Here is a 21,778-nt window from a genome sequence, read left to right as displayed (position 1 = left end):
GGGGACGGTTCGCCCCTCGTAAGTCCGCAGAAGGGCCAGGGGGACGGTTCGCCCCTCGTAAGTCCGCAGAAGGGCCAGGGGGACGGTTCGCCCCTCGTAAGTCCGCAGAAGGGCCAGGGGGACGGTTCGCCCCTCGTAAGTCCGCAGAAGGGCCAAGGGGACGGTTCGCCCCTCGTGGCGGGGCATGAAGGGGAAGGGCGCGGCTTCACCAAGGAGCGCGAGAAGGCTCCCCTGGTGGCCAGTCATGAGGCCGCGGGGCGTGACGCCCATGGCGGGCGGCTGTTGGCCGACGACCAGTGCGACAAGCTCGCCGGGCAGCTCCAGCACGCCATGACCGGGTTCGTCGACGGGCCCCGGGCCGCCGTCGAGGAGGCCGACCATGTGCTGGAGGAGGTCACCTCCCGGTTCACGGACGCCATGACCCAGCGGCGGCGCACCCTGCGCCAGTCCTGGCAGGGCGCCGACCAGGGGGACGGACAGCACAGCGGTTCCGGTGACACCGAGCAGCTGCGGCTCGCCCTGCGTGACTACCGCGAGCTGACGGAGCGGCTACTGAAGCTCTGAGTCCGGATTCCTCGCCGCCCGGCGCTCCCGCCACTGGCGTACGACCTCTTCGACGTCGTACGGCTTCTTGCCCAGCGGGGGGCCGGGCGGTGGCCTGAACATCATGGCGCGGATCTTGACGTTCACGTCGGTGATCAGTTTGCGGACCGCGCGTTCCGACGGGGCCGCGTAGGCGGCGGCCAGGGTGTCCTCGGCCTCTTTGCGCAGGGCGAGGGCCGGGGGGAGCGACGAGAGGCCCTCGCGGGCCATCTTGCGCTTGATCCACCACAGTTCGTCGTAGGGCGTGCTCAGCTCCGGCGGCAACGGTTCGCCCGCGCCCGGGAGTCGGTCGAAGTCGCCGCGGCCCTGCGCGTCTCGGATCTGTTTGTCGACCCAGGACTCGAACGGGACACCGGGTGGCTTTCGCTCGGTCATGCGTCCATTGTGCCGGACGCGATGGGGCCGGGCGATTTATCATGCGGCCGCTGTGCAAGGACACTTGCTCAGGAACGGTTCAGGAACTGCAAAGGGAGCGCACGTGCTCGAACTCACCATGGCCGCCGTCTCCGCGGCGGAGGAGGGTGCCACGGCCGGCATGCTCATGGCCGACGCACCGAGCGAGCCCGGCGCGCTGCTGCGGGTGGGCCGCGACAAGTCCGTGTGCCGGCTCGCCACGCCCGACGACTGGCTGTTCGTCTCCCGGGTCCACCTGGAGTTCCTGTGCGGGCCGGAGGGGGTCTGGCAGGTGACCTGGCTGCGCGGGTCGCAGGCCGAGCCGTCCAGCGAGGTGCGGCTGACCGTCGGGGAGTACGCCCAGCCGCTCGCCTACGGCGGGAGCGTCACGCTGCCCCGGGGCGGCAGCGGTGAGATCGTCGTCGTGGACCGCACCGCCCCGCGCAGCGTCAACGTCGGCTTCTATCACGAGCTCTGAGGGCCGCCGAGGGCTACGACCGCACCCGCGCCAGCGCGAAGCCGTCGTAGCCCTTCGCACCCACCGTCTGGATCGCCGTCGCCGTCAAGCGCGGGTGGGAGCCCAGGAGTTCGATGGCGGCGCGGGTACCCATGACGTCGGCGTCGGTGTCGTCCGGGTCGGCGACGCGGCCGCCCCGTACGACGTTGTCCACGATGATCAGGCTGCCCGCGCGCGTCAGCTTCAGCGCCCACTCCACGTAGTGCGGGTTGTTCTCCTTGTCCGCGTCGATGAAGACCAGGTCGAAGGGGTCCGGGTGCTCGTCGGCCAGGCGGGGGAGGGAGTCGAGGGCCGCGCCGACGCGGATCTCGACGAGCCGGTCCAGGCCCGCCCGCGCGATGTTGCGGGCCGCCACCTCGGCGTGCCGCGGGCTGTACTCCAGCGAGATCAGCCGGCCGCCGGCGGGCAGGGCGCGGGCCAGCCGGATGGTGCTGTAGCCGCCGAGGGTGCCGACCTCCAGGATGCGCCGGGCGCCCTGGATCTGTGCCAGGAGCTGGAGCAGCTTGCCCTGTGCGGCGGTGACGGCGATCGCCGGGAGTCCGGCCGCCTCGCTGTCCCGCAGGGCGGCTTCCAGGGCTTCGTCGTCCGGCGCGAGCTGGGTGGCGAAGTAGGTGTCCACGGCGTCCCAGAGCTGCGACTCGCTCATGATTCCTCATTCGTAGAAATGCGTAGAAGTAGTCGGTAGCGCTAACCCGCCCGCGGGCCCATCGGTTGCGCGGCGGGTGCGGCGTACGGCGAACAGGGCCACCGCCGCCGTGAGCGCGGCCAGGGTGGCCGCGACCGTCAGCAGCCAGGCCGGGACGCCGGCCACCGTGCGGAGCCGGTCCTCGTAGACGACCTGCTGGAACGGGGTGTCCGCGGCGGTGCGGCGCAGGGTGTGGTCGCCGTCGATCAGGGACGGGGCCGGGAACTCCTGGCCGATCGCCGTCAGGAACGGAGTGCCCGCGGTCAGCTCGGCCAAGGGGCTGTTGCGCGGGGGAGTGATCCGGCCGGCGAAGGTGACGCGGGGGCGGGAGCCGCCGATCGCGGAGGCCGGTTCCATGCGGTGGGCGGCCAGGACGTACAGGCCCAGCGACTGGGGGGTGCGGGCGAGGCGGGACAGCCGCATCGGGTAGACCGGCTCGTCGGCGGCGAAGGACAGGCTCAGCGGGTCCAGGGTGCCCTGGAGGGGGGTGCCGGTGGTGTCCGGGGCCAGCCGGATCGCGACGTACTCCCAGCGGCGCGCCACGTACGGCTGGAGGGCGCCGCTGAGGCGGGGCGGGAGGCTGAAGCCGTGGTCGGCCAGCCAGTCGCCGAGGGCGTCCGGGTCGGTGGCGGTCAGACGGGCCACGTCGAAGGGGCCCAGCTTCTGGCGGTCCACCACGCCCACACCGGGCGCCCTGCCCACGCCGGGCGGGGGTGCGCCCGCGTCCCGGCCGCCGCCGGAGACCAGCGGCCAGTCGCCGTCCTGCGGCCAGAAGTGGGAGCGGGTGCGGTGCACCGGCGCGGTCGCCGCGTCCAGCTGGTCGAAGACGGCCGGGTTGCCGAGCGTCACGTCCGCGCGGTGCGGGACCGGCATGATCCAGGCCGCCCGGTCGCTGTCCCCGTCGACCGTCAGCCGCATCACGATCCGCTCCCGGCGGCCGTCCCAGCGCACCACCGACACCTCGCGCGCCACGGCGACCCGCCGGGCGGGGTCCGGGACCAGGGCGCCGCAGCCGCAGGCGTACGCGGGGGCGACCAGGGAACCCAGCTGGGTGGCCCATAAGGCCAGGACGACCGTGAGCAGGCGACGGCGCGCCCGGCCTCTCAGGAAATCGAGCATTCCCCCAAAACCTTCCGCCGCGCGGTCGTCGGCCCTTCAAGCGGTCACGCGGAGCATACGGGTCGGCGCCTGGTGGCTACACAAGTGATCCACGGCCCGCTCGGCGAGGCAGTGCGAGACGGTGCGGACTATCGTCATTCGGACAAACGCAGAACGGCCGTCAGGCAAAGCGGAACCGTCTGCGTCTCTTCTCCGGGGGACTGTGTGCGCCTCATAGGCTGCGCACGACAACCTTCGCGTATCGGACGTGAAGGGCGAACGGGGCGGGAGGTCCAGGCACGTGGTGAACACGAACCCCAGCGGAGGACCGGCGGAAGCCTTCGGAGCGACGGCCGTCGAGACGGCCAGAGCGAGAATGCGCGTGGCCAGATTCCTGCTGTGGGTGGTCGCCGCGATACTCGCCGTCCGGCAGGTGGCCGTCGTCCTCAGCACCCCCAGCGGAGAGCGGCTGACCGACCTGGAGACGTGGGTCGGACCCGACGGCGTCCTCCATGTGAAGGGGTCGCTGTACGACTCGACGGAGTTCACCGGCACGCCCTTCGGCGGGCTCGTCCTGAAGCCGCTCACCAAGGCGGCCGAACAGGCGCTCGGCTGGGGCTGGACCTTCGGGACGCTGCTTCTGGTCGTCGCACTCGGCCTTGTCGTCGCGCGGGCGCTGCCTCAGCCGGTGAACAGACGTACGTCCTTCTTCGCCGCGCCGGTCGCGATCAGCCTGCTGATGCTGTCGCTGCCGGTCCGCAACACGCTGTATCTCGGGCAGACCAGCATCATGCCGGTGCTGCTGGTGCTGGCCGGCTGCTTCGTCGCGCGCGGACAGCGCACGAGCGGCCTGCTGATCGGCCTGGCCGCGGCGCTCCAGCCGACGGTGCTGCTGTTCGCCGGGCTGCTGTGGTTCACCGGGCGGCGCCGGGCCGCGCTCACCACCGGGGCCACGTTCGCGGCGAGCACGGCCCTGGCGTGGGCGGCGCTGCCGCACGACTCGTACACCTACTGGGTCCACCACATGGCCGGGGCCGGTCTCGGCGGCGACGCGGACGACCTCGCCAACCAGTCGCTGCACGGGGCGCTGCTGCGGGCCGGGTTCGAGGGGCCGGTCGAGGTCGGGCTGTTCCTCGCGCTCGGCGCGGCCGTGGCCGCGCTCGCCCTGCGGCGGGCCGTGCGCTACGCCCGCGACGGACAGCTGCTGCTCGCCGTGGCGGTCACCGGCTGCGCGGCGATCCTGGTGGCGCCGATGGCCTGGCAGCACCAGCTGCTGTGGGTGCTGCTCGCGGTCGTCGGACGGGTCGGCAAGAAGGCCTCGGACCGGTATGTGTGGCCGGTCGCGGTGGTGCTGGTGATGACGCTGCCCGCGAAGATGATCCTGCCGAACATGGCCTCGCTCTATCCGCTGCGCGACAACGTCGTCCTGCTGGCCGCGCTGGCCGCGGCGACCGTCGTGCCGTTCCTGTCCCGGACCTCGCCGTACTACCGGACGCCGATCCCGACGGAGTACGCCGAGCCGGTCCCGGCCCGCTTCCGGCGGGTGCCGCTGCTGCCGTTCCTGAAGCGGGTGCTGACCAGGCCCAACCTGCTGTTGGAGTTGCTGCTTATTCGTGTCACCTACGCCGCGTACCAGAAGGTGCGGCTCGCGGCGACGGGCGGCACCAACTCCGAGGGCCGGGCCCGGGCCGAGGAGCACGGGCAGCAGATCCTGGACATCGAGCGCTGGCTGCACATCGACATCGAGCACTGGGCGAACCACGCGGTCGTCAAGGTCGACTGGCTGCGGAACTTCTTCGACTTCTACTACACGTCCTTCCACTTCGTCGTCCCGCTGACGGTCCTCGGCGTCCTCTACTGGCGGCGCCCCGTCGACTACCGCTGGGCCCGCGCCTCCCTCGGCTTCGCCACCCTCCTCGCCCTGGTCGGCTTCTGGCTCTACCCGCTCGCCCCGCCCCGCCTGATGCCGGACCTGGGCGTCATCGACACGGTCCACGGCGTCCAGGACTTCTCCAAGCCGGACTACGGCACCCTGACCGCCCTGACCAACCAGTACGCGGCGATGCCCTCGCTGCACTTCGGCTGGTCGCTGTGGTGCGGGGTGGTCATCGCGATCGTCGCGCCGAAGTGGTGGTTGAAGCCGCTGGGGCTGCTGCATCCGTTCTTCACGGTGACGGCGATCGTCGCCACCGGTAACCACTGGGTGCTGGACGCGGTCGGTGGCGCGGTGGTGGTGAGCGCCGGCTTCGGGCTGTCGTACCTCTTCCAGGGGCCGCGGGCGCGGACGGTGAAGGAAGCGGCGGCGAGTGAGCGGCCAGTGCTGGTGCGCGCTCCCGGGAGCGGGTGACAGCCGCGCCTTCGTGGGGGTGCAATGGGGGCGGAGGCGCCATGGACGCGGACGCGGAGCTCGACCGGGGACGCCAGGCCTGCCGGCGGCAGGCCTGGGCGGAGGCGTACACGCTGCTGGGCAAGGCCGATGCGGTACGGCCGCTCGACGCCGCCGACGTCGAGGCGCTCGCCGAGGCCGCCGACATGCTCGGGCGGTGCGACGACGCGGTCGCCCTGCTGCGCCGGGCCTTCACGGCACACGCGGGCAACGGCGACGTCGGGGCGGCGCTGCGGTGCGCGTACTGGCTGTGCAAGGGGCTCGCCTGGGGCGGGGAACTGGCCCAGTCCGGTGCCTGGCTGGCCCGCGCCCAGCGGCTCGCGGCCGCCGCACCCGACTGCCCGAGCCGCGGCTATCTGACGATGCTCGAAGCCGAACTGCACTTCCGCGCGGGCGAACCCGCCGAGATGCTCACGCTCGCCCGGCACCTCGCCGCGACCGTCCCGCCCGACGCCGACCCCGACCTCCTCGCCGGTACGGCGATGACGCTCGGCCTCGCCCTGGTGAGCAACGGCGAGGTCGCGGCCGGGCTCGCCCAGCTCGACGAGGCGATGGTCGTCGTCGCCGACGGCACGCCCTCGGCGCGGTCCATCGGCATGACGTACTGCGTGGTCATCGGCACCTGCCAGGAGCTCCAGGAACTGCGCCGCGCCCAGGAGTGGGCGAAGGCGCTCGCCCGGTGGTGCGCGGCCCAGCCCGACTTCAGCGGCGCCTACCGGGGGCTGTGCCGGGTGCACCGGGCCGCCCTCCTCCAGCTCGGCGGGGCCTGGCCGGAGGCGGACCGCGAGGCACGGCTGGCCTGCGCCCAGCTCACCGCGGGCTACGGCGAGAGCGCCGCGGGCTGCGCCTTCTACCAACTGGCCGAACTCCACCGCCTGCGCGGCGAGCACGCCGAGGCCGAACAGGCCTACCGCGACACCCTGCGCCACGGCTGGGACACCCAGCCCGGCCTCGCCCTCCTCCGCCTGGCCCAGGACCGCCCCGCCCCGGCAGCGGCGGCGATCCGCCGGGCCCTGGCGGAGACGACGGACCCACTGCGCCGGGCCCGGCTGCTGCCGGCGGCGGTGGAGATCCTGCTGGCGGAGCGGGAGGGCGAGGCTTCCGAGGAGGCCCTCCGCGCCGCCGATGAGCTGGCCGCCCTCGCCGATGCCCAGGGCATCGCCGCACTGCGGCTCATGGCCTGCCAGGCCCGCGGTGCCGTGCTGCTCGCGCGGGGAGCCGCGGGGGAGGCGCTCGGGGTGTTGCGGGAGGCCGGGCGGGGATGGCGGGAGCTGGACGTGCCCTACGAGGCCGCCCGGGTCGGGGTGCTCGTCGCGCTGGCCTGCCGGGCGCTCGGCGACGAGGACTGCGCCGCGCTGGAGCTGGACGCGGCGGGGCAGGCCTTCGCGCGGCTCGGGGCGCTGCCGGACCTGCGGCGGGTCGAGGGGCTCCGGAGCGGGCGGCAGCGGTCGGTGCTCTCGCCCCGGGAACTCGACGTCGTACGGCTCATCGCCCAGGGCCGCACCAACCACGCCATCGCCGCCGAACTCGTCCTCAGCGAGAAGACCGTCGCCCGGCACATCAGCAACATCTTCGCCAAGCTCGACCTCGGCTCCCGTACCGCCGTCGCCGCGTACGCCTTCGAGCACGGGCTGGTCCGCTCCCCGGGTGTGTAGGAATACCCATACCCCGGCCCCACGGAATGGGCATTGCTGTCGATGCGCGCGGTAGCGCCCCGCGCGCAGCATCCAAGCGTGTCCGACGACGCGCTCACCCCCCGCGAACAGCTGCGAACGGCCCGGCTGAGGTACGCCGACAGCGCCGCCGAGCTGGGCACCCTGCTGCGGCTGCGCGGTGAACTCGCCGAGGCCGAGCGGCTGTTGCGGCAGGCCGTGGAGATCTACGAGGCCGAGCGCACCACGACCGAGGAGCTGGCATGAACACCGAACTCACCGAACACATCGAGACCGTGGTCGTCGGCGGCGGTCAGGCCGGGCTCGCCACGGGGTACCACCTGGCCCGCGCCGGACGGCCCTTCGTGATCCTGGAGGCGGGGGAGCGCGTCGGCGACAGCTGGCGCGGGCGCTGGGACTCGCTGCGGCTGTTCAGCCCGGCGAGGTTCGACGGCCTGCCCGGACTGCCCTACCCGGGCCCCGCCTGGGCGTTCCCCACGCGGGACGAATTCGCCGACTACCTCCAGGCCTACGCGGGATGGGCGGAACTTCCGGTGCGGACGGGCATCCGCGTGCGGCGGCTGTCGTACGACGGCACGCGGTACGTCGTCGAGACGGACGGCGGTGTGCGGTACGTGGCCGAGAACGTGGTCGTCGCCGCCGGGTACGACCGGCTGCCGAAGATGCCGTCGTACGCCGATCAACTCGGCCCGGACGTCAGGCAGTTGCATGCCGTCGACTATCGCGGCCCCGGGCAGTTGCAGGACGGTCCCGTCCTGATCGTCGGGGCGGGCAACTCGGGCGCGGACATCGCCGTCGAGCTGGCCGCGAGCCACCGTGTCCTGCTGTCCGGGCCGCACCCCGGGCAGATCCCGTGGCGGATCGAGCGGCCGGCCGCGCGGGTGCTGACGCCGGTGCTGTTCTTCGTCTTCCGGAACGTCCTGACGATCCGCACCCCGATGGGCCGCAAGCTGCGGCCGAAGGTGCTCGCGCACAGCGCCCCGCTGATCCGGGTGAAGGCCGCCGATCTGAAGGCGGCGGGCGTCGAGCGGGTGGACCGGGTCGTCGGGGTGCGCGACGGGCTGCCGGAGCTCGCCGACGGGCGGCGGGCGGAGGTGGCGAACGTGGTGTGGTGCACGGGCTTCCGGCCGGACGTCTCCTGGATCGACCTGCCGGTCTTCGACGCGGACGGCGAACCGGCGCAGCGGCGCGGCGTGGTCGCCTCGCACCCCGGGCTGTACTTCGTGGGGCGGCTGTTCCAGTACGCGATGGCCTCGTCGATGATCCAGGGCGTGGGCCGGGACGCCGGGCACGTCGCCCGGCACATCGGCGCCCGGCAGCCGGCCGCGCCCACGGCCGTCGCGGCGGACGCCGTCCGCCTCGGGGGAGGCAGGAACGGGGCGTGAGGGTGGGGATGCTCCTGCCTCCCTCGGGGTCCGGACGGGCCGGCGGCGCCGGGAAGCCGCCGGCCCGGGAACGGGGGGAGTCAGGCCATGCTGACCTGGAGTTCCTTCACGCCGTTGATCCATGCCGAGCGGAGGCGGCGGGGGTCTCCGGTCAGGACCAGGTTCGGCATCGCGTCGGCGATCGCGTTGAAGATCAGGTCGATCTCCAGCACGGCCAGGGACTTGCCCAGGCAGTAGTGCGGGCCGCCGCCTCCGAAACCGAGGTGGGGGTTGGGGTCGCGGGTGATGTCGAAGGTGTCGGGGTCGGTGAAGACCTCGGGGTCGTGGTTGGCGGCGGCGTAGAAGATTCCGACCCGGTCGCCCTTCCTGATCAGCTTGCCGCCCAGCTCGGTGTCCTGGGTGGCGGTGCGCTGGAAGGCGTTGACCGGGGTGGCCCAGCGGACGATCTCCTCGGCCGCGGTCGCCGGGCGCTCGGCCTTGTACCGCTCCCACTGGTCGGGGTGGGTGAGGAAGGCGTGCATGCCGTGGGTGATGGCGTTGCGGGTGGTCTCGTTGCCCGCGACGGCCAGCATCAGCACGAAGAAGCCGAACTCGTCGGAGTTCAGGTTGCCTTCGTCCTCCGCCGCGACCAGGGTCGTCACGATGTCCTTCGCCGGGCACTGCTTGCGGTCGGCCGCCATGTTCATCGCGAACGCGATGAGCTCCATGGCCGACTGCTGGCCGACCTCCTCGGTGATCGCGTACTCGGGATCGTCGTACGAGATCATCTTGTTGGACCAGTCGAAGATCTTGGCCCGGTCGTCCTGCGGGATGCCGATGAGCTCGGCGATGGCCTGGAGGGGCAGTTCGCAGGCGACCTCGGTGACGAAGTCGAAGGAGCCGGGGTGTTCGCGGGCGTTCGCCGCGATGGCGGTGGCGCGGGCGCGGAGGTTGTCCTCCAAGGCACGGATGGCACGCGGGGTGAACACGCGTTGCACGATGCTGCGGACCCGGGTGTGCTCCGGCGGGTCCATGTTGAGCAGGATCAGCCGCTGGGCGTCGATCGCGTCGCGCTCGATGTGCTCGTTGAAGCGGATGATCGCCGTGTTGAGGGTGGAGGAGAAGAGCTCGGGGTGCGTGGACACGTACTTGACGTCCGCGTGCCGTGTCACCGCCCAGTAGCCCTCGTCCTGGAAACCGGCGACGTTGCCCGACTGGGGAATCCAGCGGACCGGTTCCGCTCGGCGCAGCGCGGCGAACTCCGGCAGCGGAACGCGCTGTTGCAGCAGATCGGGGTCGGTGAGGTCGAACCCGTCGGGGAGCTCTGGACAGGTCATGGGGCAGCTCCAGCCGTGTTCCAGCCTTGTTCGGCGGTCTTCTGACGGTCCATCAGGTCGTGCGGTGAACGTAGTAACGGGTTCTAGAAGTAGCAAGAGGCGTGCACGACTCTTGCGGCGATGGACCCCCTGTCAGCAGACTGCACGTGGAACTAGAACACGTACTAGTTCCGCGTGGCGGGCCGGGCCGGGACGCCCCCGCGCCGCGCGGGTACGCAAGGAGAGGAACTCCTTTCATGGCCGCGGAACCCGTGATCGTCGAAGCCGTACGCACCCCCATCGGCAGGCGCGGCGGCGCGCTCGCCAACCTCCACCCCGCCTATCTGCTGGGCGAGACCTACCGTGAACTCCTCGGCCGCACCGGCATCCCCGCCGACTGCGTCGAGCAGATCGTCGGCGGCACGGTGACCCACGCCGGCGAGCAGTCCATGAACCCCGCACGCACGGCCTGGCTGACGATGGGCCTGCCGTACGAGACGGCGGCGACGACGGTCGACTGCCAGTGCGGCTCCTCCCAGCAGGCCTCGCACATGACGGCCAACCTCATCGCGGCGGGCGTCATCGACATCGGGATCTCCTGCGGTGTGGAGGCGATGTCGCGGGTGCCGCTGGGCTCGGGTTCGAAGCACGGTCCGGGGAAGCCGTTCCCGGACGAGTGGAACGTGGACCTGCCCAATCAGTTCGAGGCGGCCGAGCGGATCGCCCGGCACCGCGGGCTGACCCGCGAGAACGTCGACGCGCTCGGCCTGATCTCGCAGGAGCGGGCCGCTGTCGCCTGGAGCGAGGAGCGCTTCAAGCGGGAGACGTTCGCCGTGCAGGTCCCGACGACCGAGGACGAGCAGCACGCCGGACAGGGCATGTGGCGGCTCGTCGACCGGGACGAGGGCCTGCGCGACACGTCCATGGAGGCCCTGGCCGGCCTGAAGCCGGTCATGCCGACCGCCCTCCACACGGCGGGCAACTCGTCCCAGATCAGCGACGGCGCCTCGGCGATCATGTGGGCGTCGAAGCGGATGGCGCGGGCGCTGAAGCTCCGCCCGAGGGCCCGGATCGTCGCCCAGGCCCTGGTCGGCGCCGACCCGCACTTCCACCTCGACGGGCCGATCGACGCGACCAAGGCCGTGCTCGGCAAGGCCGGGATGTCCCTGAAGGACATCGACATCGTCGAGATCAACGAGGCGTTCGCGTCCGTGGTGCTGAGCTGGGCCCAGGTCTTCGAGCAGGACCTGGAGAAAGTGAACGTCAACGGCGGCGCGATCGCCCTCGGGCACCCGGTCGGGGCCACGGGGGCCCGGCTGATCACCACCGCGCTGCATGAACTGGAGCGCGTGGACAAGGAGTTCGCGCTGATCACGATGTGCGCGGGCGGCGGACTGGCCACGGGCACGATCATTCAGCGGATTTAGGCAGCGGATTCAGGGTCGACAGAAGTTGACGCAGACTGGTCAACTTGCCCGATGTTCCTCAATCTCATCCTCCGCGTCCTGCCCTTCTACCTCCGCGAACCGATCGTCATCGGCATCTGCCTGACCATGGCCGGTGCGTGCTTCTACTGGTTCGTGCAGGTAGGGGGCTTGGGCAGAGGCGGCTTCGGGCTGCTGTTCCTGGCGATCGCGGTGCTGCGCGCGTATTTCTTCCGCAAGGAGTGGAGAGCGCACCAGGCGGCGAAGGTGCTGGGCTTCAGACCCGAGGCGATGTAGTACCGCTCCAGAAGACGAAGTGGCGGAACGCGGCGGGGTCGATCGTGAGGATCGGGCCCGCCGGGTTCTTGGAGTCGCGGATGGCGATGAGGGCGGGGGTGTCGGAGACCTCTACGCAGTTGCCGCCCTGGTCGCCGCTGTAGCTGGACTTACGCCACTCAGGCTGGCTCTCCATAGCGTTCCTCCATCACACGCCGGATCGTCGCCGCCGACTCCTTGAGGGACAGTGCGGCAGCCTGAAGATGATCGTAACGGAGTGTGCAGTCGGTGACCGTGTCCGGGTTCGCGCTCGGATGCGCGCTGTTGTAGCCCTCCGTATAGACGATGGTCGGGTCGCTCGCGAAACGGTAGACGTCGAACGAGCCTTGGAGTCCCGCGTGCGCTCCGGCCGAGAACGGCAGGATCTGGACATTGATCCGGGGGTTGGTCTCGAAGGCCAACAGATGGGCGAGTTGACCCCGCATGGTGTCCGGGCCGCCGATCTCCTGGTAGAGCGCGGCCTCGCTCAGCACCGCCCAGAAGACGGGCGGCTTCTCCTTCTCGAAGATGCGCTGACGAGCGAGGCGCACGGCGGTGCGGTCGTCCAGATTGGTGTCGTCCAGCGAACCGAGCACGGCACGGGCATAGCCGTCGGTCTGAAGGAGGCCGTGGATCATGTGCGACTCGAAGGAGTAGATCTCGATGGCCCGCGATTGAAGCTCGGCCACCTGCCTGAACCACGCCGGGAGTTGACTCCTCAGCACCAGCTCCACGAGCCGTGACAACAGCCCGTCCGACCCGAGCGCCGCGTCCGCCCGCTCGCTGAACTCCGGTGTCGGCACCTTCCTCGCGGTCTCGATCTGGCCGACCAGGGAGCCGGTGTAGTTGAGGATGTCGCCGAGCTGTTTCTGGCTGAGTCCGGCCGATTCCCGTAGCCGCCGCAACTCGAAGCCGTAGTAGTCGAGCGGCGAGGCTCCCGGGTCAAGGACGTTGATGTGCGTCACGAACAGCCCCCACTCCAGAACGGGTTGTATCCGACCTGTAGCCCAGCGTAGTCGCGGCAGTTCAGGCTCGTCCCGTGAACACATACTTTCCCCCCACCACGCACTACCGCATGCGTGTCACGGTCGGAGAGCACTCCGTCCGCCACATCCGCCGTATCGTCCGCTCGCTGCTCACCGAGTGGGAGATGACGCAGCTGGTCGACGCCGTGGAACTGGGCGTGACGGAGCTGGTCACCAACGTCGTACGGCATGTTCCGGACCGGCGGTGCGAGGTGGTCGTGCTGAGAAGGGCGGGAGTTCGGGTCGAGGTGACGGACGGGTGCCCTCAACGGCCGGTCATGAGACGTGAGTTGCCGCCGGACGCGGAGGGCGGTCGGGGGCTCGTGCTGCTGGACGCGGTCGTGGGCAAGTGGGGTGTGTCCGGTGCGGCCGGGGGAGGGAAGACGGTCTGGTTCGAGTGCCGCCGCTGAGTCCGTGCCGGGCTCGCGGTCGGCTCGCCCCGCCTACTCCCGGCCCGAGGCCGTCACCGCCAGCACTCCCACCAGCACGGTCGACACCAGCAGCGGGATGCCCAGCCCGTGGTCGTCCACCAGCCACGCCCCCAGCGCCGCGCCCGCGATCATCGCGACGACCGCGGCGGTACGGCGGGCCCGGTGCGTTCCCGGGCCGTCGGCGGCGAGGCCGGTCAGGGTCATCGTGAGGACGGTGGTCGTGAGGTCGGCGACGCCCAGTTTGCGGACGGTGGCGTTGCGCAGGCCCATCGCGAAGGCCGTGACGGCGATGAGGGTGTAGACGGTGGCGGTGTCGTCGGGTGCGGCGAACGCGACGACGGTGGACGCGGCCAGGAGCAGGGCCTCGGCGGCGAGAGTGCGGCGTACCCAGGTGCGGCGCGGACCCCGGCCGAGACGCAGGGCGATACGGCCGCCGACCGCCGCGCCGAGCATGAAGGCGAGCAGTGAGGTCAGGGTGTGGGGGACGGAGAAGCCCGGGGCGCCCGCCGCCGCGAAGCCGAGGACCACCACGTTGCCGGTCATGTTCGCGGTGAAGACATGGCCGAGGCCGAGATAGCTGACGGCGTCGATGAGCCCGCTGACCGTGGTCAGGGCGAGCAGCACCGGCACCAGGCGCAGGCCGCGGTCCGTGGTCGGTTCCGTGCTCCGGGCGCTCCGCGTGTTCTCCGTGCTCACCGGGTCAGTGGACCACGTACGGCGCCGGGATCGTAGTACGGCGGAAGGCGGCGGCCCCGTGGAACGGGAGCCGCCGCCTTCGTGCGTCAGTCGTCAGTCGTCAGGCTGCTCAGTACCAGCCGTTGGCCTGCCAGAACGCCCAGGCGCCGGACGGGCTGCCGTAGCGGGAGTTCATGTAGTCGAGGCCCCACTCGATCTGGGTCTCGGCGCTGGTCTTCCAGTCCGAGCCGGCGGAGGCCATCTTGGAGCCCGGCAGGGCCTGGACCAGGCCGTAGGCGCCGGAGGAGGCGTTGGTGGCGTTGACGTCCCAGCCGCTCTCGTGCTCGACGATGTTGCTGAACGCGGAGTACTGGGCGGCGTTCGGGATCATCTTGTGGGCGATGGCCTTGGCCTGGGCGGCCGAGTCGGTGGTGGCCGCCTGAGCGGGCGCCGCGGTCAGCACGAAACCGGCGGTGGCGGCGGCCATCGCGACGGTGGTGATGGCCTTCTTCGGAGAAGCGATGCGGCGAACGATGCGGGAGACGGACACGGAGAACCTTTTCTTCGGGGACGTGGTCTGTCGCGGGCGGTGCCGGTTGCACGGGGCATCCGGTACATGCGTCGGCGCCGAGGCCCGTGGGCTTGTCGGCGCCGTGCGACGTTGTCCAGAGAAACAGGCTTGGAGCGCGTCCGCAATGACCCCTTTTGCTAGTGGTGGTCGTATCTGGGGCGGAAGGGGTTCGTGTGAGCTGGCTCTCAATGCGCAGGTCAGAGGCCATTATGACGTGGGCATGGCGTCCGATATGTACTACTAAGGCGGTTAGTTCGTGATGTGGGTCATGTGGGGTGGTTCACCGGTCAACGGGGTTCGAATGTGACCGCGCTCTCGAAGGCGGCGCGGCGGGTGGCTCTGCGTAGCGCCCTGAGCACGGCGGGGCCGAGCGTGAAGGTGAGGACGACCGTGCACAGCGCCCGGCCCAGGTCCCAGCCCAGCGAGGTGGCCACGCAGTAGAGGAAGAAGCGGGCCAGATTGCCGGGGACGGAGTCGTCCGGCTGGAAGGCGATGTTCGAGGCGGTGCCGCTCAGGAACGGCCAGCCGGCGAGGTTGGTGATCGTGCCGTAGGCGAAGGCGGCGAGGAAGCCGTAGACCGCGAGCAGGGCGAGTTCCCCGCGTCCGCGCAGGCGCCGCGCGCCCGGCAGCAGCCCTGCGCCCATCGCGAACCAGCCCATCGCGAGCATCTGGAACGGCATCCACGGCCCGACACCGCCCGTGAGCAGGGCCGACGCGAACATCGAGACCCCGCCCAGGGTGAATCCGAAGCCGGGGCCGAGGACCCGGCCGCTGAGCACCATGAGGAAGAACATGGGCTCGATACCGGCGGTCCCGGCGCCGAGGGGGCGCAGGGCCGCGCCCGTCGCGGCCAGGACGCCGAGCATCGCGACCGCCTTCGGGCCGAGGCCCGACTCCGAGATCGTCGCCGAGACCACGACCACGAGCAGGATGAGCAGGCCCGCGAAGAGCCAGGGGGCGTCGGTCGCGTGTGCGGTGAGCTGGGAGCGGGGCGGGGCGAGGAAGGGCCAGCCGAGGGCCGCTACGCCGACGGCGCTCACGAGGACGAGGGCGGCGATGGAGCGGGGGCCGAGGTGGATGACGTTCATGAGCTTCCGATGCGTCCGGTGCGTCCGGTGCGTCCGGTGCGTCCGGTGCGTCCGATGCGGCCGGTGCGTCCGAGGGCTTCCTTCACCTGGGCCACGGTGAGCCACTGCTGCGGGGCGAGGATCTTGCTGACCTGCGGCGCGAAGGAGGGGGACGCGACGACCACGTCGGCCGCCGGGCCGTCCGCGATGATCTCGCCGTCCGCGAGCAGGACGACACGGTCGGCGATCTCGGCGGCGAGTTCCACGTCGTGGGTGGCGAGGACGATGGCGTGGCCCTCGGCGGCCAGTGCTCTGAGCACGACCGCCAGGCGGGCCTTCGCCGCGTAGTCGAGACCTCGGGTCGGCTCGTCGAGGAGGAGGAGCGGGGGGCGGGCGGTGAGGACGACGGCGAGGGCGAGCGCGAGGCGCTGGCCCTCGGAGAGGTCGCGGGGGTGGGTGTCGTCGGCGACGCCCGGGAGGAGGTCGGTGACGAGGGTGCGGCAGGTGCCGGGGGCTGCGCCGGCGTCGGCGTCGGCCGCCTCGCATTCGGCGGCGACGGTGTCTGCGTAGAGGAGGTCCCTTGGTTCCTGGGGGACCAGGCCCACTCGGCGGATGAGGTCACGGGGTGGGGTGCGGTGGGGGATGGCTCCGCCGGTGCGGACTCCTCCGGAGGTAGGGGCGATGAGGCCTACGAGGGTGTTGAGGAGCGTGGACTTTCCGGCGCCGTTTCTGCCCATGAGGGCGAGGGTTTCGCCGGGGGTGAGGGTGAGGGTGATGTCGGTGAGGGCGTGGATGTGGGAGCGGCGGACTGAGAGGGAGTGGACTTCGGCGGCGTAGGGGGAGGGGGGTGGAGTGGCTGGAGTGGGTTTGCGGAGCCAGCGGAGTCGGGGCTGGGCGGGGGTGGGTGTCACTCGCCCGCGCTGGCGGGGTGCCGCTGCGCCCACCCGTGCCGCCCCAGCGGCACGATTGCCCGCAGCTAGGGAGTCCCGAAGATCCCCCGCCCTTCGCCTTGCGTCTCTCACCGTCAGGGGGAGCGGGGACCAGCCCGCCAACCGGCCCAGGCCTACCACCGGCGGATACACCGGGGACACGGCCATGATCTCGGCCGGGGTGCCCAGCAGCAGAGGTTCGCCGGGGCCTGGCAGGAGGGCTATCCGGTCGGCGTACTGGATCACTCGCTCCAGGCGGTGTTCGGCCATGAGGATCGTCGTGCCCAGGTCGTGGACCAGGCGTTGGAGGACCGCGAGGACTTCCTCCGCCGCGGCGGGGTCCAGGGCGGAGGTCGGTTCGTCGAGGATCAGGGCCTGGGGGTGCGGGGTGAGGACCGAGCCGATCGCCACGCGTTGCTGCTGGCCGCCGGAGAGGGTGGAGATCGGGCGGGCGCGGAGGTCGGCCAGGCCGAGGAGGTCGAGGGTTTCCTCGACGCGGCGGCGCATCACGTGCGGGGGCAGACCCAACGACTCCATGCCGTAGGCCAGTTCGTCCTCGACTGTGTCCGTGACGAAGTGGGAGAGCGGGTCCTGGCCCACCGTGCCTACGACGTCGGCCAGTTCGCGGGGTTTGTGGGTGCGGGTGTCGCGGCCCGCGACCGTGACCCGGCCGCGCAGGGTGCCGCCCGTGAAGTGCGGGACGAGACCGCTGACGGAGTTGAGGATCGTGGACTTGCCGGTGCCGGACGGGCCGACGAGGAGGACGAGTTCACCCTCGGGGACCTCGAAGTCGATGCCCTGGACGGTGGGTTCGGTCGCGCCGTCGTAGGTGACGGAGACGTCCTCGAAACGGATCACGACGGCTCCTCGGGGGGCGGGGTGACGAAGGCGGGCAGCAGGCCGAGGAGGATCGCGGCCGCGGGGTAGAGGGGGAGGGTGGGGGTGGTCAGGGGGATGACGCCGGGGTGGAGGGCCGCGGGGTCGTGGACGGAGGCCCAGGCGAGCGCCGCGGCCACCGCCGCGCCGGACGCGGTCACCAGCCAGGCGCGGGCGCCCCAGGGGTCGGGGCGGTAGCGGGTGCGGGGGGTGCGGCGGCCGCCCAGGCGGAGGCCGGCGAGGGCCGCGGCCGCGCCGGCGAGGAGGACGGGGACGCCGTACGTGCCGCCTTCGGCGGTCAGCAGGCCGTACGTTCCCGCGCAGACGCCGAGCAGACCGCCGAGGGTGAGGGCGTTCGTCGTACGGCGGACGCGGGGCGGGACGTCGGCGGTACGGCCGTAGCCGCGGGCGTCCATCGCGGCGGCGAGGGCGACGGAGCGTTCCAGGGCGCCTTCGAGGACGGGCAGGCCCACCTGGAGGAGGCCGCGGAGGCCGGAGTCGGGGCGGCCGCGGAGGCGGCGGGCGGCGCGCAGGCGCTGGACGTCGGCGATGAGGTTCGGGGCGAAGGTGAGGGCGACGACCACGGCGACGCCCATCTCGTACAGGGCGCCGGGGAGGGACTTGAGCAGGCGGGTGGGGCTGGCGAGGGCGTTCGCGGCGCCCACGCAGATGAGGAGGGTGGCCAGTTTCAGGCCGTCGTAGAAGGCGAAGGTGAGGGTCTCCGCGGTGACCTTGCCGCCGAGGCGGATGCCCTGGGCCCAGTCCGGGAGGGGGACTTCGGGGAGGGTGACTATCACGTGCGTGCCGGGGAGGGGCGAGCCGAGGGTGACGGCGAAGGCGAGGCGGATGAGGAGGACGGCGAGCGCGAGCTTGACGAAGGCGGAGTAGGAGCGGGCCCAGGGGGTGTGGGGGCGGCGGGCGGCCACCACGTAGGCGGACGTGGCTATGAGGAGGGTGAGGAGGAGGGGGTTGGTGGTGCGGGTGGCCGCGAGGCCCAGGGAGAGGGACCAGAGCCACCAGGCGGCGGGGTGGAGGGGGGTGGGGTGGGTGCGGCGGGTGGGGGGTGCTGTGGGGGGCGTTTCGCCTGCCCGCGCCGGCGCGGGGCAGCTAGGGCTAGCGCTGGGCACTTCTACGCCGTCGTGTCTGCCATATGGCTGCCGCGGCCAGGGTTGCCACTGCCGCGGAGCCCGCCAGTAGGCCTACCGAGGGGCCGGAGTCGTTCTTGGTCTCCTTTTTCGCCGACGCCTCCTTCTTCCCCGACGCCACCGGCTCCCCGCACCCCTGCTCCGGATACCCGGAGATCGCGCACAGCAAGGCGTTCGTGTCGTAGCGCAGGGGCTTTGCCACCGAGGCCAGGGCTTCCGCCGTGGTGGCGTCCTCCGGTACGACCGCGCACGTCGTGCGGGGGGCCGGCGGGGTTTCGCCCGAGGGCGCGTCCTGCTGCGTGCCGAAGTCGATGACCAGGGCGACGCGCTTCTTGCCGTGCTCGGTGGGGGTGTCCGCGCAGATCGTCGTGAACGACGCCGTGCCGCGTGGCTTCGTCGCGTCCGACGAGTCCTCGCTCACCGCGAAGCGGAAGCCCTGGACGTCGCCGTCGGAGGGGACCGCGGTGGCGGGGCCCTGGGTGGCGTAGGTCCAGGTCGAGCCGGTGCGGTCCCAGAAGGACCAGTAGCGGTAGCCGGTGGCGTGGGCGGCCTGGGTGGAGAGGGGGAGGAGGCAGAACGCCGTCAGGAACAGGGCGGTGACGCGGCGCATCACGGGTGGCGCTTCCGGCCGCGGAGCATCAGGCCGAAGCCGATGAGGGCGCCGAGGAGGAGACCGCCGCCGACGGTCCAGGCGACGGTGAGGGTGCCGTCGTCGTCCTTGCCGCTCTTCCCCTCGATGTGCGGGGCCTCTTCCGCAGTGGGCAGGTGCTCGGGCTTCGGGCCGGTCGCGTTCAGCAGCGTGACCAGGTTCTTGCCGCCGAAGTCACGCGGGTCCACGCCGGCGGAGCGGGCGGCGAAGATGAGCTGGGCGTAGGCGGCGGGGCCGCTCTGTGCGGCCCACTTCAGGGCGTGGGTCTCCAGCCAGTGGACGGACGCGGCGGCCTCGTCGTTGAACTCGGCGGCGGAGAGGGCGACGACGGCGTCGGCCGTGTTGCCGTAGTCCGGCTGGTCCTCGGAACCGGGCAGGACCGACTTCAGGTACTTGTCCTTGGACATCGTCTTCGCGAGGTAGGAGGCGCCGTTGTGGACGGCCGTCTCGAAGCTGCTCGGCTTCTCGCAGGATGCGGAGGACTGGTCGTCGCCGAGGAGGATGGTCTCCGGCCCGCCGCCCAAACCGCTGAGCACAGCCGCCGCCGTCGCGTCCGCGTTGGCGGTCAGCTTCCCCTTCTTGTCCGGCTGGTAGGCGAAGGCGCCCGCGCCGTCGCCGGTGCAGGGCAGGGCGAGCTTCAGCAGAGCGTCGGACGGCGTGTGACCGGCCTTCTTGAATTCCGAGGTCGAATCCACCTCGTTGCTGGAGAGGAGCGCATCGATGACCACGGACGTGGAGTTCGCGTCGGTCGCCCCGCCTGGCGTGTAACCCCAGCCACCGTCCTTGTTCTGCACGGACCTCAGCCAGGCGATGCCCTTGCGCACCGCGTCCTCGTGGTTGCCGCCGACCACGGCGAGGGCGTGGACGGCGGCCGCCGTGCTGTTCGTGTCGACCATCACCTTGGCGTCACAGGGCTTGGCCGGATCGGCGCGGAAGGCCGGGAAGGCGCCGTTCGCGCACTGCTGGCCGGCCAGCCAGTCCACCGCCTGCTCGGCGGGGACCACACTCTGCTTGTTCTGCGCTATCAGGGCCCAGGACTGCCGCCACACCCCGTCATACGTCGGGTCACTCGTCCCGTACAACCCCTCCGGTATCGCCACCGAAGGCGACGGCGAAGGCGAGGCGGACGGATCTGCGGCCACGGCCGGTGTGGCCGTGCCGATCACGGCGGTGGCGGCCAGGACCGCGGCGCTACGGCGGACGTTCATGATCGGCGGATGCCTCTCCCTGCAAGGGAGCCGGGCGCACGGGAAACCCCCGGGCGGCTCGGCCCCGTAGACCTCGACGGTGCCGTGCACCGGCCGGATGCCGGTGCGCGTGAGCCGGTCAACTGCTCCGTGCGGGGCGATCCGGCTCGCCGCCCAGGGAAGGACGGCTCACGGTTGCGGGTCAGCGCCGGAATTGCACCGGCTTCCCCCCGTACGGGTGTGATGACGACGCGGCCACTCTACCCGGCCGTAAACAACGGGCTGAGGGGCTCCTGTGAGGGGCTCCCGCGCTGCGGATAGGTTCGGCGGCATGGAGATCACGGGGAGACTCATCGGCTCGGGGCGGGCGTCCGACGTGTACGAGATCGACGACGACTGGGTGCTGCGGCGCGACCGGGAGGGGTACGCCGACGCCCTGGCGGAAGCGGCCGTCATGGAACATCTGCGCGGGCACGGCTACCCCGTACCCCAGGTGCGGCTGGACGCCTCCTCGCGCAGCGACCTCGTCATGCGGCGGCTGCACGGGCCGACCATGCTGGCCGCCTTCGCCGCCGGGCGGATCGACGCCCGGGAGGCGGGGACGGTGCTGGCACAGCTGCTGCGGCGGCTGCACGCCGTTCCGGGACGGATCGTCCACCTCGATCTCCATCCCGACAACGTGATGCTCACCGACGACGGGCCCTACGTCATCGACTGGGCCAACGCCGAGGAGGGCGACCCGGGGCTCGACTGGGGCATGTCCGCCGTGATCCTCGCCCAGGTCGCCGTCGGTGAGGAGGCGATCGCCGAGCCCGCCCGCGCGATGCTGGCCGCGCTGCTCGCCGACCCGTCCGAGGTCACGGAGGAGGGGCTGGCGGAGGCACGCAGGCGGCGGGCGGTCAATCCGACCATGAGCCGCGCCGAGACCGAACTGCTCGGTGCCGCCGAGGACTTGATCAGGACCTACCGGTCATGACCTTCCCGTCCTGACCGGCGTCGGCCCCCCGAACGGCAGCCTCAGCCGCCGCGCCGCCAGCAGCCACGTACCCTCCGCCGACCTGCGGAACTCGTCCTCGTACTGACCCACCTGCACCGGCGGACCCGGCGGGACCGGGCCCTGGGCGTCGCCCTCGTGGCCGTCGACGCGGTACGTCGTGAAGTACGAGGTCGCCGTCGCCGTGTCCGGGGACGTGACGGTGACGAGGATGTTCGACATCACCCGGCGCGAGAGGCGATCCGCCGGTCGGGAGCCGAAGTACGCCCGCAACGCCTCCCGGCCCTCGGAGCGCCGCCCGTCACCGCCCGGCGGCGGCCACTCCCAGACGCCGTCCTCGGTGAACAGCTCGGCGACGGAGCCCGGTTCGCCGAGGTCGAGGCGGTGGACGAAGTCGATGATCAGGCGTTCGCAGGCGCGCTCGGCCAGGAGTCGTTCCAAGGGGTCCATGGCCG

24 protein-coding genes are annotated in these 21,778 nt (G+C 71.8%); 10 read left to right on the top strand and 14 right to left on the bottom strand.

What is annotated here, in order from left to right; translation table 11 throughout:
- Positions 1-174 precede the first annotated feature (174 nt).
- Entirely contained in the window at positions 175-564 is a 390-nt protein-coding gene (locus tag EJC51_RS15575) for a hypothetical protein (RefSeq protein ID WP_425276791.1), read from the top strand.
- Here the strand turns inward: EJC51_RS15575 and EJC51_RS15570 are convergent.
- Positions 550-978 carry a DnaJ family domain-containing protein gene (locus EJC51_RS15570; protein ID WP_126271638.1) on the bottom strand — a complete coding sequence of 143 codons (429 nt, stop codon included), beginning with the start codon at positions 976-978 and terminating at the stop codon, positions 550-552. The two genes, EJC51_RS15575 and EJC51_RS15570, sit on opposite strands and share 15 nt — an antisense overlap.
- A 103-nt stretch (positions 979-1,081) precedes the next feature.
- Between EJC51_RS15570 and EJC51_RS15565 the strand changes: the two genes are divergently transcribed.
- Positions 1,082-1,474 (top strand): FHA domain-containing protein, encoded by a 393-nt coding sequence (locus tag EJC51_RS15565; RefSeq protein WP_126271637.1) that lies wholly within the window; start codon positions 1,082-1,084, stop codon positions 1,472-1,474.
- A 13-nt stretch (positions 1,475-1,487) separates the two neighbouring features.
- Here the strand turns inward: EJC51_RS15565 and EJC51_RS15560 are convergent, their stop codons facing one another.
- Together EJC51_RS15560 and EJC51_RS15555 are read right to left on the bottom strand one after the other, a co-directional pair.
- A complete protein-coding gene (locus EJC51_RS15560; protein ID WP_126271636.1) occupies positions 1,488-2,159 on the bottom strand; it encodes an O-methyltransferase in 672 nt (223 codons plus the stop codon).
- A 6-nt stretch (positions 2,160-2,165) separates the two neighbouring features.
- The gene (locus EJC51_RS15555; protein WP_126271635.1) at positions 2,166-3,317 is read right to left on the bottom strand and encodes a DUF2330 domain-containing protein; all 1,152 of its coding nucleotides are present in this window, start codon (positions 3,315-3,317) and stop codon (positions 2,166-2,168) included.
- A gap of 355 nt (positions 3,318-3,672) precedes the next feature.
- On the opposite strand from EJC51_RS15555, the gene EJC51_RS15550 reads away from it, so the two are divergent.
- The 4 genes from EJC51_RS15550 (at position 3,673) to EJC51_RS15535 (ending at position 8,740) form a co-directional block, all read left to right on the top strand.
- The gene (locus EJC51_RS15550; protein ID WP_126271634.1) at positions 3,673-5,643 is read left to right on the top strand and encodes a bifunctional glycosyltransferase 87/phosphatase PAP2 family protein; all 1,971 of its coding nucleotides are present in this window, start codon (positions 3,673-3,675) and stop codon (positions 5,641-5,643) included.
- Positions 5,644-5,684: 41 nt separating this feature from the next.
- A complete protein-coding gene (locus EJC51_RS15545) occupies positions 5,685-7,337 on the top strand; it encodes a helix-turn-helix transcriptional regulator (protein WP_126271633.1) in 1,653 nt (550 codons plus the stop codon).
- A 78-nt stretch (positions 7,338-7,415) separates the two neighbouring features.
- Positions 7,416-7,601, top strand: a complete 186-nt coding sequence (locus tag EJC51_RS15540) for a tetratricopeptide repeat protein (RefSeq protein WP_165951139.1) — start codon at positions 7,416-7,418, stop codon at positions 7,599-7,601.
- Positions 7,598-8,740: a flavin-containing monooxygenase gene (locus EJC51_RS15535; RefSeq protein ID WP_126271631.1), complete on the top strand. Its 1,143-nt coding sequence runs from the start codon at positions 7,598-7,600 to the stop codon at positions 8,738-8,740. The genes EJC51_RS15540 and EJC51_RS15535 overlap by 4 nt, the downstream gene beginning before the upstream one ends.
- A gap of 80 nt (positions 8,741-8,820) precedes the next feature.
- Here EJC51_RS15535 and EJC51_RS15530 read toward each other — a convergent pair whose 3' ends face one another.
- Complete coding sequence (locus EJC51_RS15530) at positions 8,821-10,056, bottom strand: cytochrome P450 (RefSeq protein ID WP_126271630.1); 1,236 nt, start codon at positions 10,054-10,056, stop codon at positions 8,821-8,823.
- Positions 10,057-10,292: 236 nt separating this feature from the next.
- Here EJC51_RS15530 and EJC51_RS15525 point away from each other — a divergent pair, with 236 nt between their 5' ends.
- Both EJC51_RS15525 and EJC51_RS15520 read left to right on the top strand, forming a co-directional pair.
- Entirely contained in the window at positions 10,293-11,462 is a 1,170-nt protein-coding gene (locus tag EJC51_RS15525; protein ID WP_126271629.1) for a steroid 3-ketoacyl-CoA thiolase, read from the top strand.
- Between the two features lie 51 nt (positions 11,463-11,513).
- Complete coding sequence (locus EJC51_RS15520; RefSeq protein ID WP_126271628.1) at positions 11,514-11,756, top strand: hypothetical protein; 243 nt, start codon at positions 11,514-11,516, stop codon at positions 11,754-11,756.
- Here EJC51_RS15520 and EJC51_RS15515 read toward each other — a convergent pair.
- Positions 11,737-11,931 (bottom strand): DUF397 domain-containing protein, encoded by a 195-nt coding sequence (locus tag EJC51_RS15515; RefSeq protein ID WP_126271627.1) that lies wholly within the window; start codon positions 11,929-11,931, stop codon positions 11,737-11,739. The genes EJC51_RS15520 and EJC51_RS15515 overlap by 20 nt on opposite strands.
- Positions 11,915-12,739, bottom strand: a complete 825-nt coding sequence (locus tag EJC51_RS15510; protein WP_126271626.1) for a helix-turn-helix domain-containing protein — start codon at positions 12,737-12,739, stop codon at positions 11,915-11,917. Before EJC51_RS15510 ends, EJC51_RS15515 begins: the two co-directional genes overlap by 17 nt.
- A 110-nt stretch (positions 12,740-12,849) precedes the next feature.
- On the opposite strand from EJC51_RS15510, the gene EJC51_RS15505 reads away from it, so the two are divergent.
- Positions 12,850-13,209 (top strand): ATP-binding protein, encoded by a 360-nt coding sequence (locus EJC51_RS15505; protein ID WP_126271625.1) that lies wholly within the window; start codon positions 12,850-12,852, stop codon positions 13,207-13,209.
- Positions 13,210-13,242: 33 nt separating this feature from the next.
- Here the strand turns inward: EJC51_RS15505 and EJC51_RS15500 are convergent, their stop codons facing one another.
- The 7 genes from EJC51_RS15500 to EJC51_RS15470 all read right to left on the bottom strand — a co-directional run bounded on the left by EJC51_RS15500 (position 13,243) and on the right by EJC51_RS15470 (position 20,350).
- Positions 13,243-13,926 carry a YoaK family protein gene (locus EJC51_RS15500; RefSeq protein ID WP_244362647.1) on the bottom strand — a complete coding sequence of 228 codons (684 nt, stop codon included), beginning with the start codon at positions 13,924-13,926 and terminating at the stop codon, positions 13,243-13,245.
- 109 nt (positions 13,927-14,035) lie between these two features.
- On the bottom strand, positions 14,036-14,455 hold the full coding sequence (locus EJC51_RS15495; RefSeq protein ID WP_126271624.1) for an aggregation-promoting factor C-terminal-like domain-containing protein: 420 nt from the start codon (positions 14,453-14,455) through the stop codon (positions 14,036-14,038).
- 308 nt (positions 14,456-14,763) lie between these two features.
- The gene (locus EJC51_RS15490) at positions 14,764-15,564 is read right to left on the bottom strand and encodes an ECF transporter S component (protein WP_126271623.1); all 801 of its coding nucleotides are present in this window, start codon (positions 15,562-15,564) and stop codon (positions 14,764-14,766) included.
- Complete coding sequence (locus EJC51_RS15485; RefSeq protein WP_126271622.1) at positions 15,561-17,330, bottom strand: ABC transporter ATP-binding protein; 1,770 nt, start codon at positions 17,328-17,330, stop codon at positions 15,561-15,563. Before EJC51_RS15485 ends, EJC51_RS15490 begins: the two co-directional genes overlap by 4 nt.
- Entirely contained in the window at positions 17,327-18,475 is a 1,149-nt protein-coding gene (locus tag EJC51_RS15480) for an energy-coupling factor transporter transmembrane component T (RefSeq protein WP_126271621.1), read from the bottom strand. The genes EJC51_RS15485 and EJC51_RS15480 overlap by 4 nt, the downstream gene beginning before the upstream one ends.
- Complete coding sequence (locus EJC51_RS15475) at positions 18,462-19,103, bottom strand: SCO2322 family protein (RefSeq protein ID WP_126271620.1); 642 nt, start codon at positions 19,101-19,103, stop codon at positions 18,462-18,464. Before EJC51_RS15475 ends, EJC51_RS15480 begins: the two co-directional genes overlap by 14 nt.
- Complete coding sequence (locus EJC51_RS15470; RefSeq protein WP_126271619.1) at positions 19,103-20,350, bottom strand: SCO2321 family membrane protein; 1,248 nt, start codon at positions 20,348-20,350, stop codon at positions 19,103-19,105. The genes EJC51_RS15475 and EJC51_RS15470 overlap by 1 nt, the downstream gene beginning before the upstream one ends.
- Positions 20,351-20,660: 310 nt before the next feature.
- On the opposite strand from EJC51_RS15470, the gene EJC51_RS15465 reads away from it, so the two are divergent.
- Positions 20,661-21,305, top strand: coding sequence for a phosphotransferase (locus EJC51_RS15465; protein ID WP_126271618.1), 645 nt, complete (start codon positions 20,661-20,663; stop codon positions 21,303-21,305).
- Here EJC51_RS15465 and EJC51_RS15460 read toward each other — a convergent pair.
- Positions 21,300-21,773, bottom strand: coding sequence for a nuclear transport factor 2 family protein (locus tag EJC51_RS15460; RefSeq protein ID WP_126271617.1), 474 nt, complete (start codon positions 21,771-21,773; stop codon positions 21,300-21,302). The genes EJC51_RS15465 and EJC51_RS15460 overlap by 6 nt on opposite strands.
- Between the last annotated feature and the right edge of the window lie 5 nt (positions 21,774-21,778).

This window comes from Streptomyces aquilus (assembly GCF_003955715.1).
Classification (GTDB): Bacteria; Actinomycetota; Actinomycetes; order Streptomycetales; family Streptomycetaceae; genus Streptomyces; species Streptomyces aquilus.
Note: the sequence above shows the minus strand (reverse complement) of the source record. Positions and strands in the feature narration are given on the sequence as shown.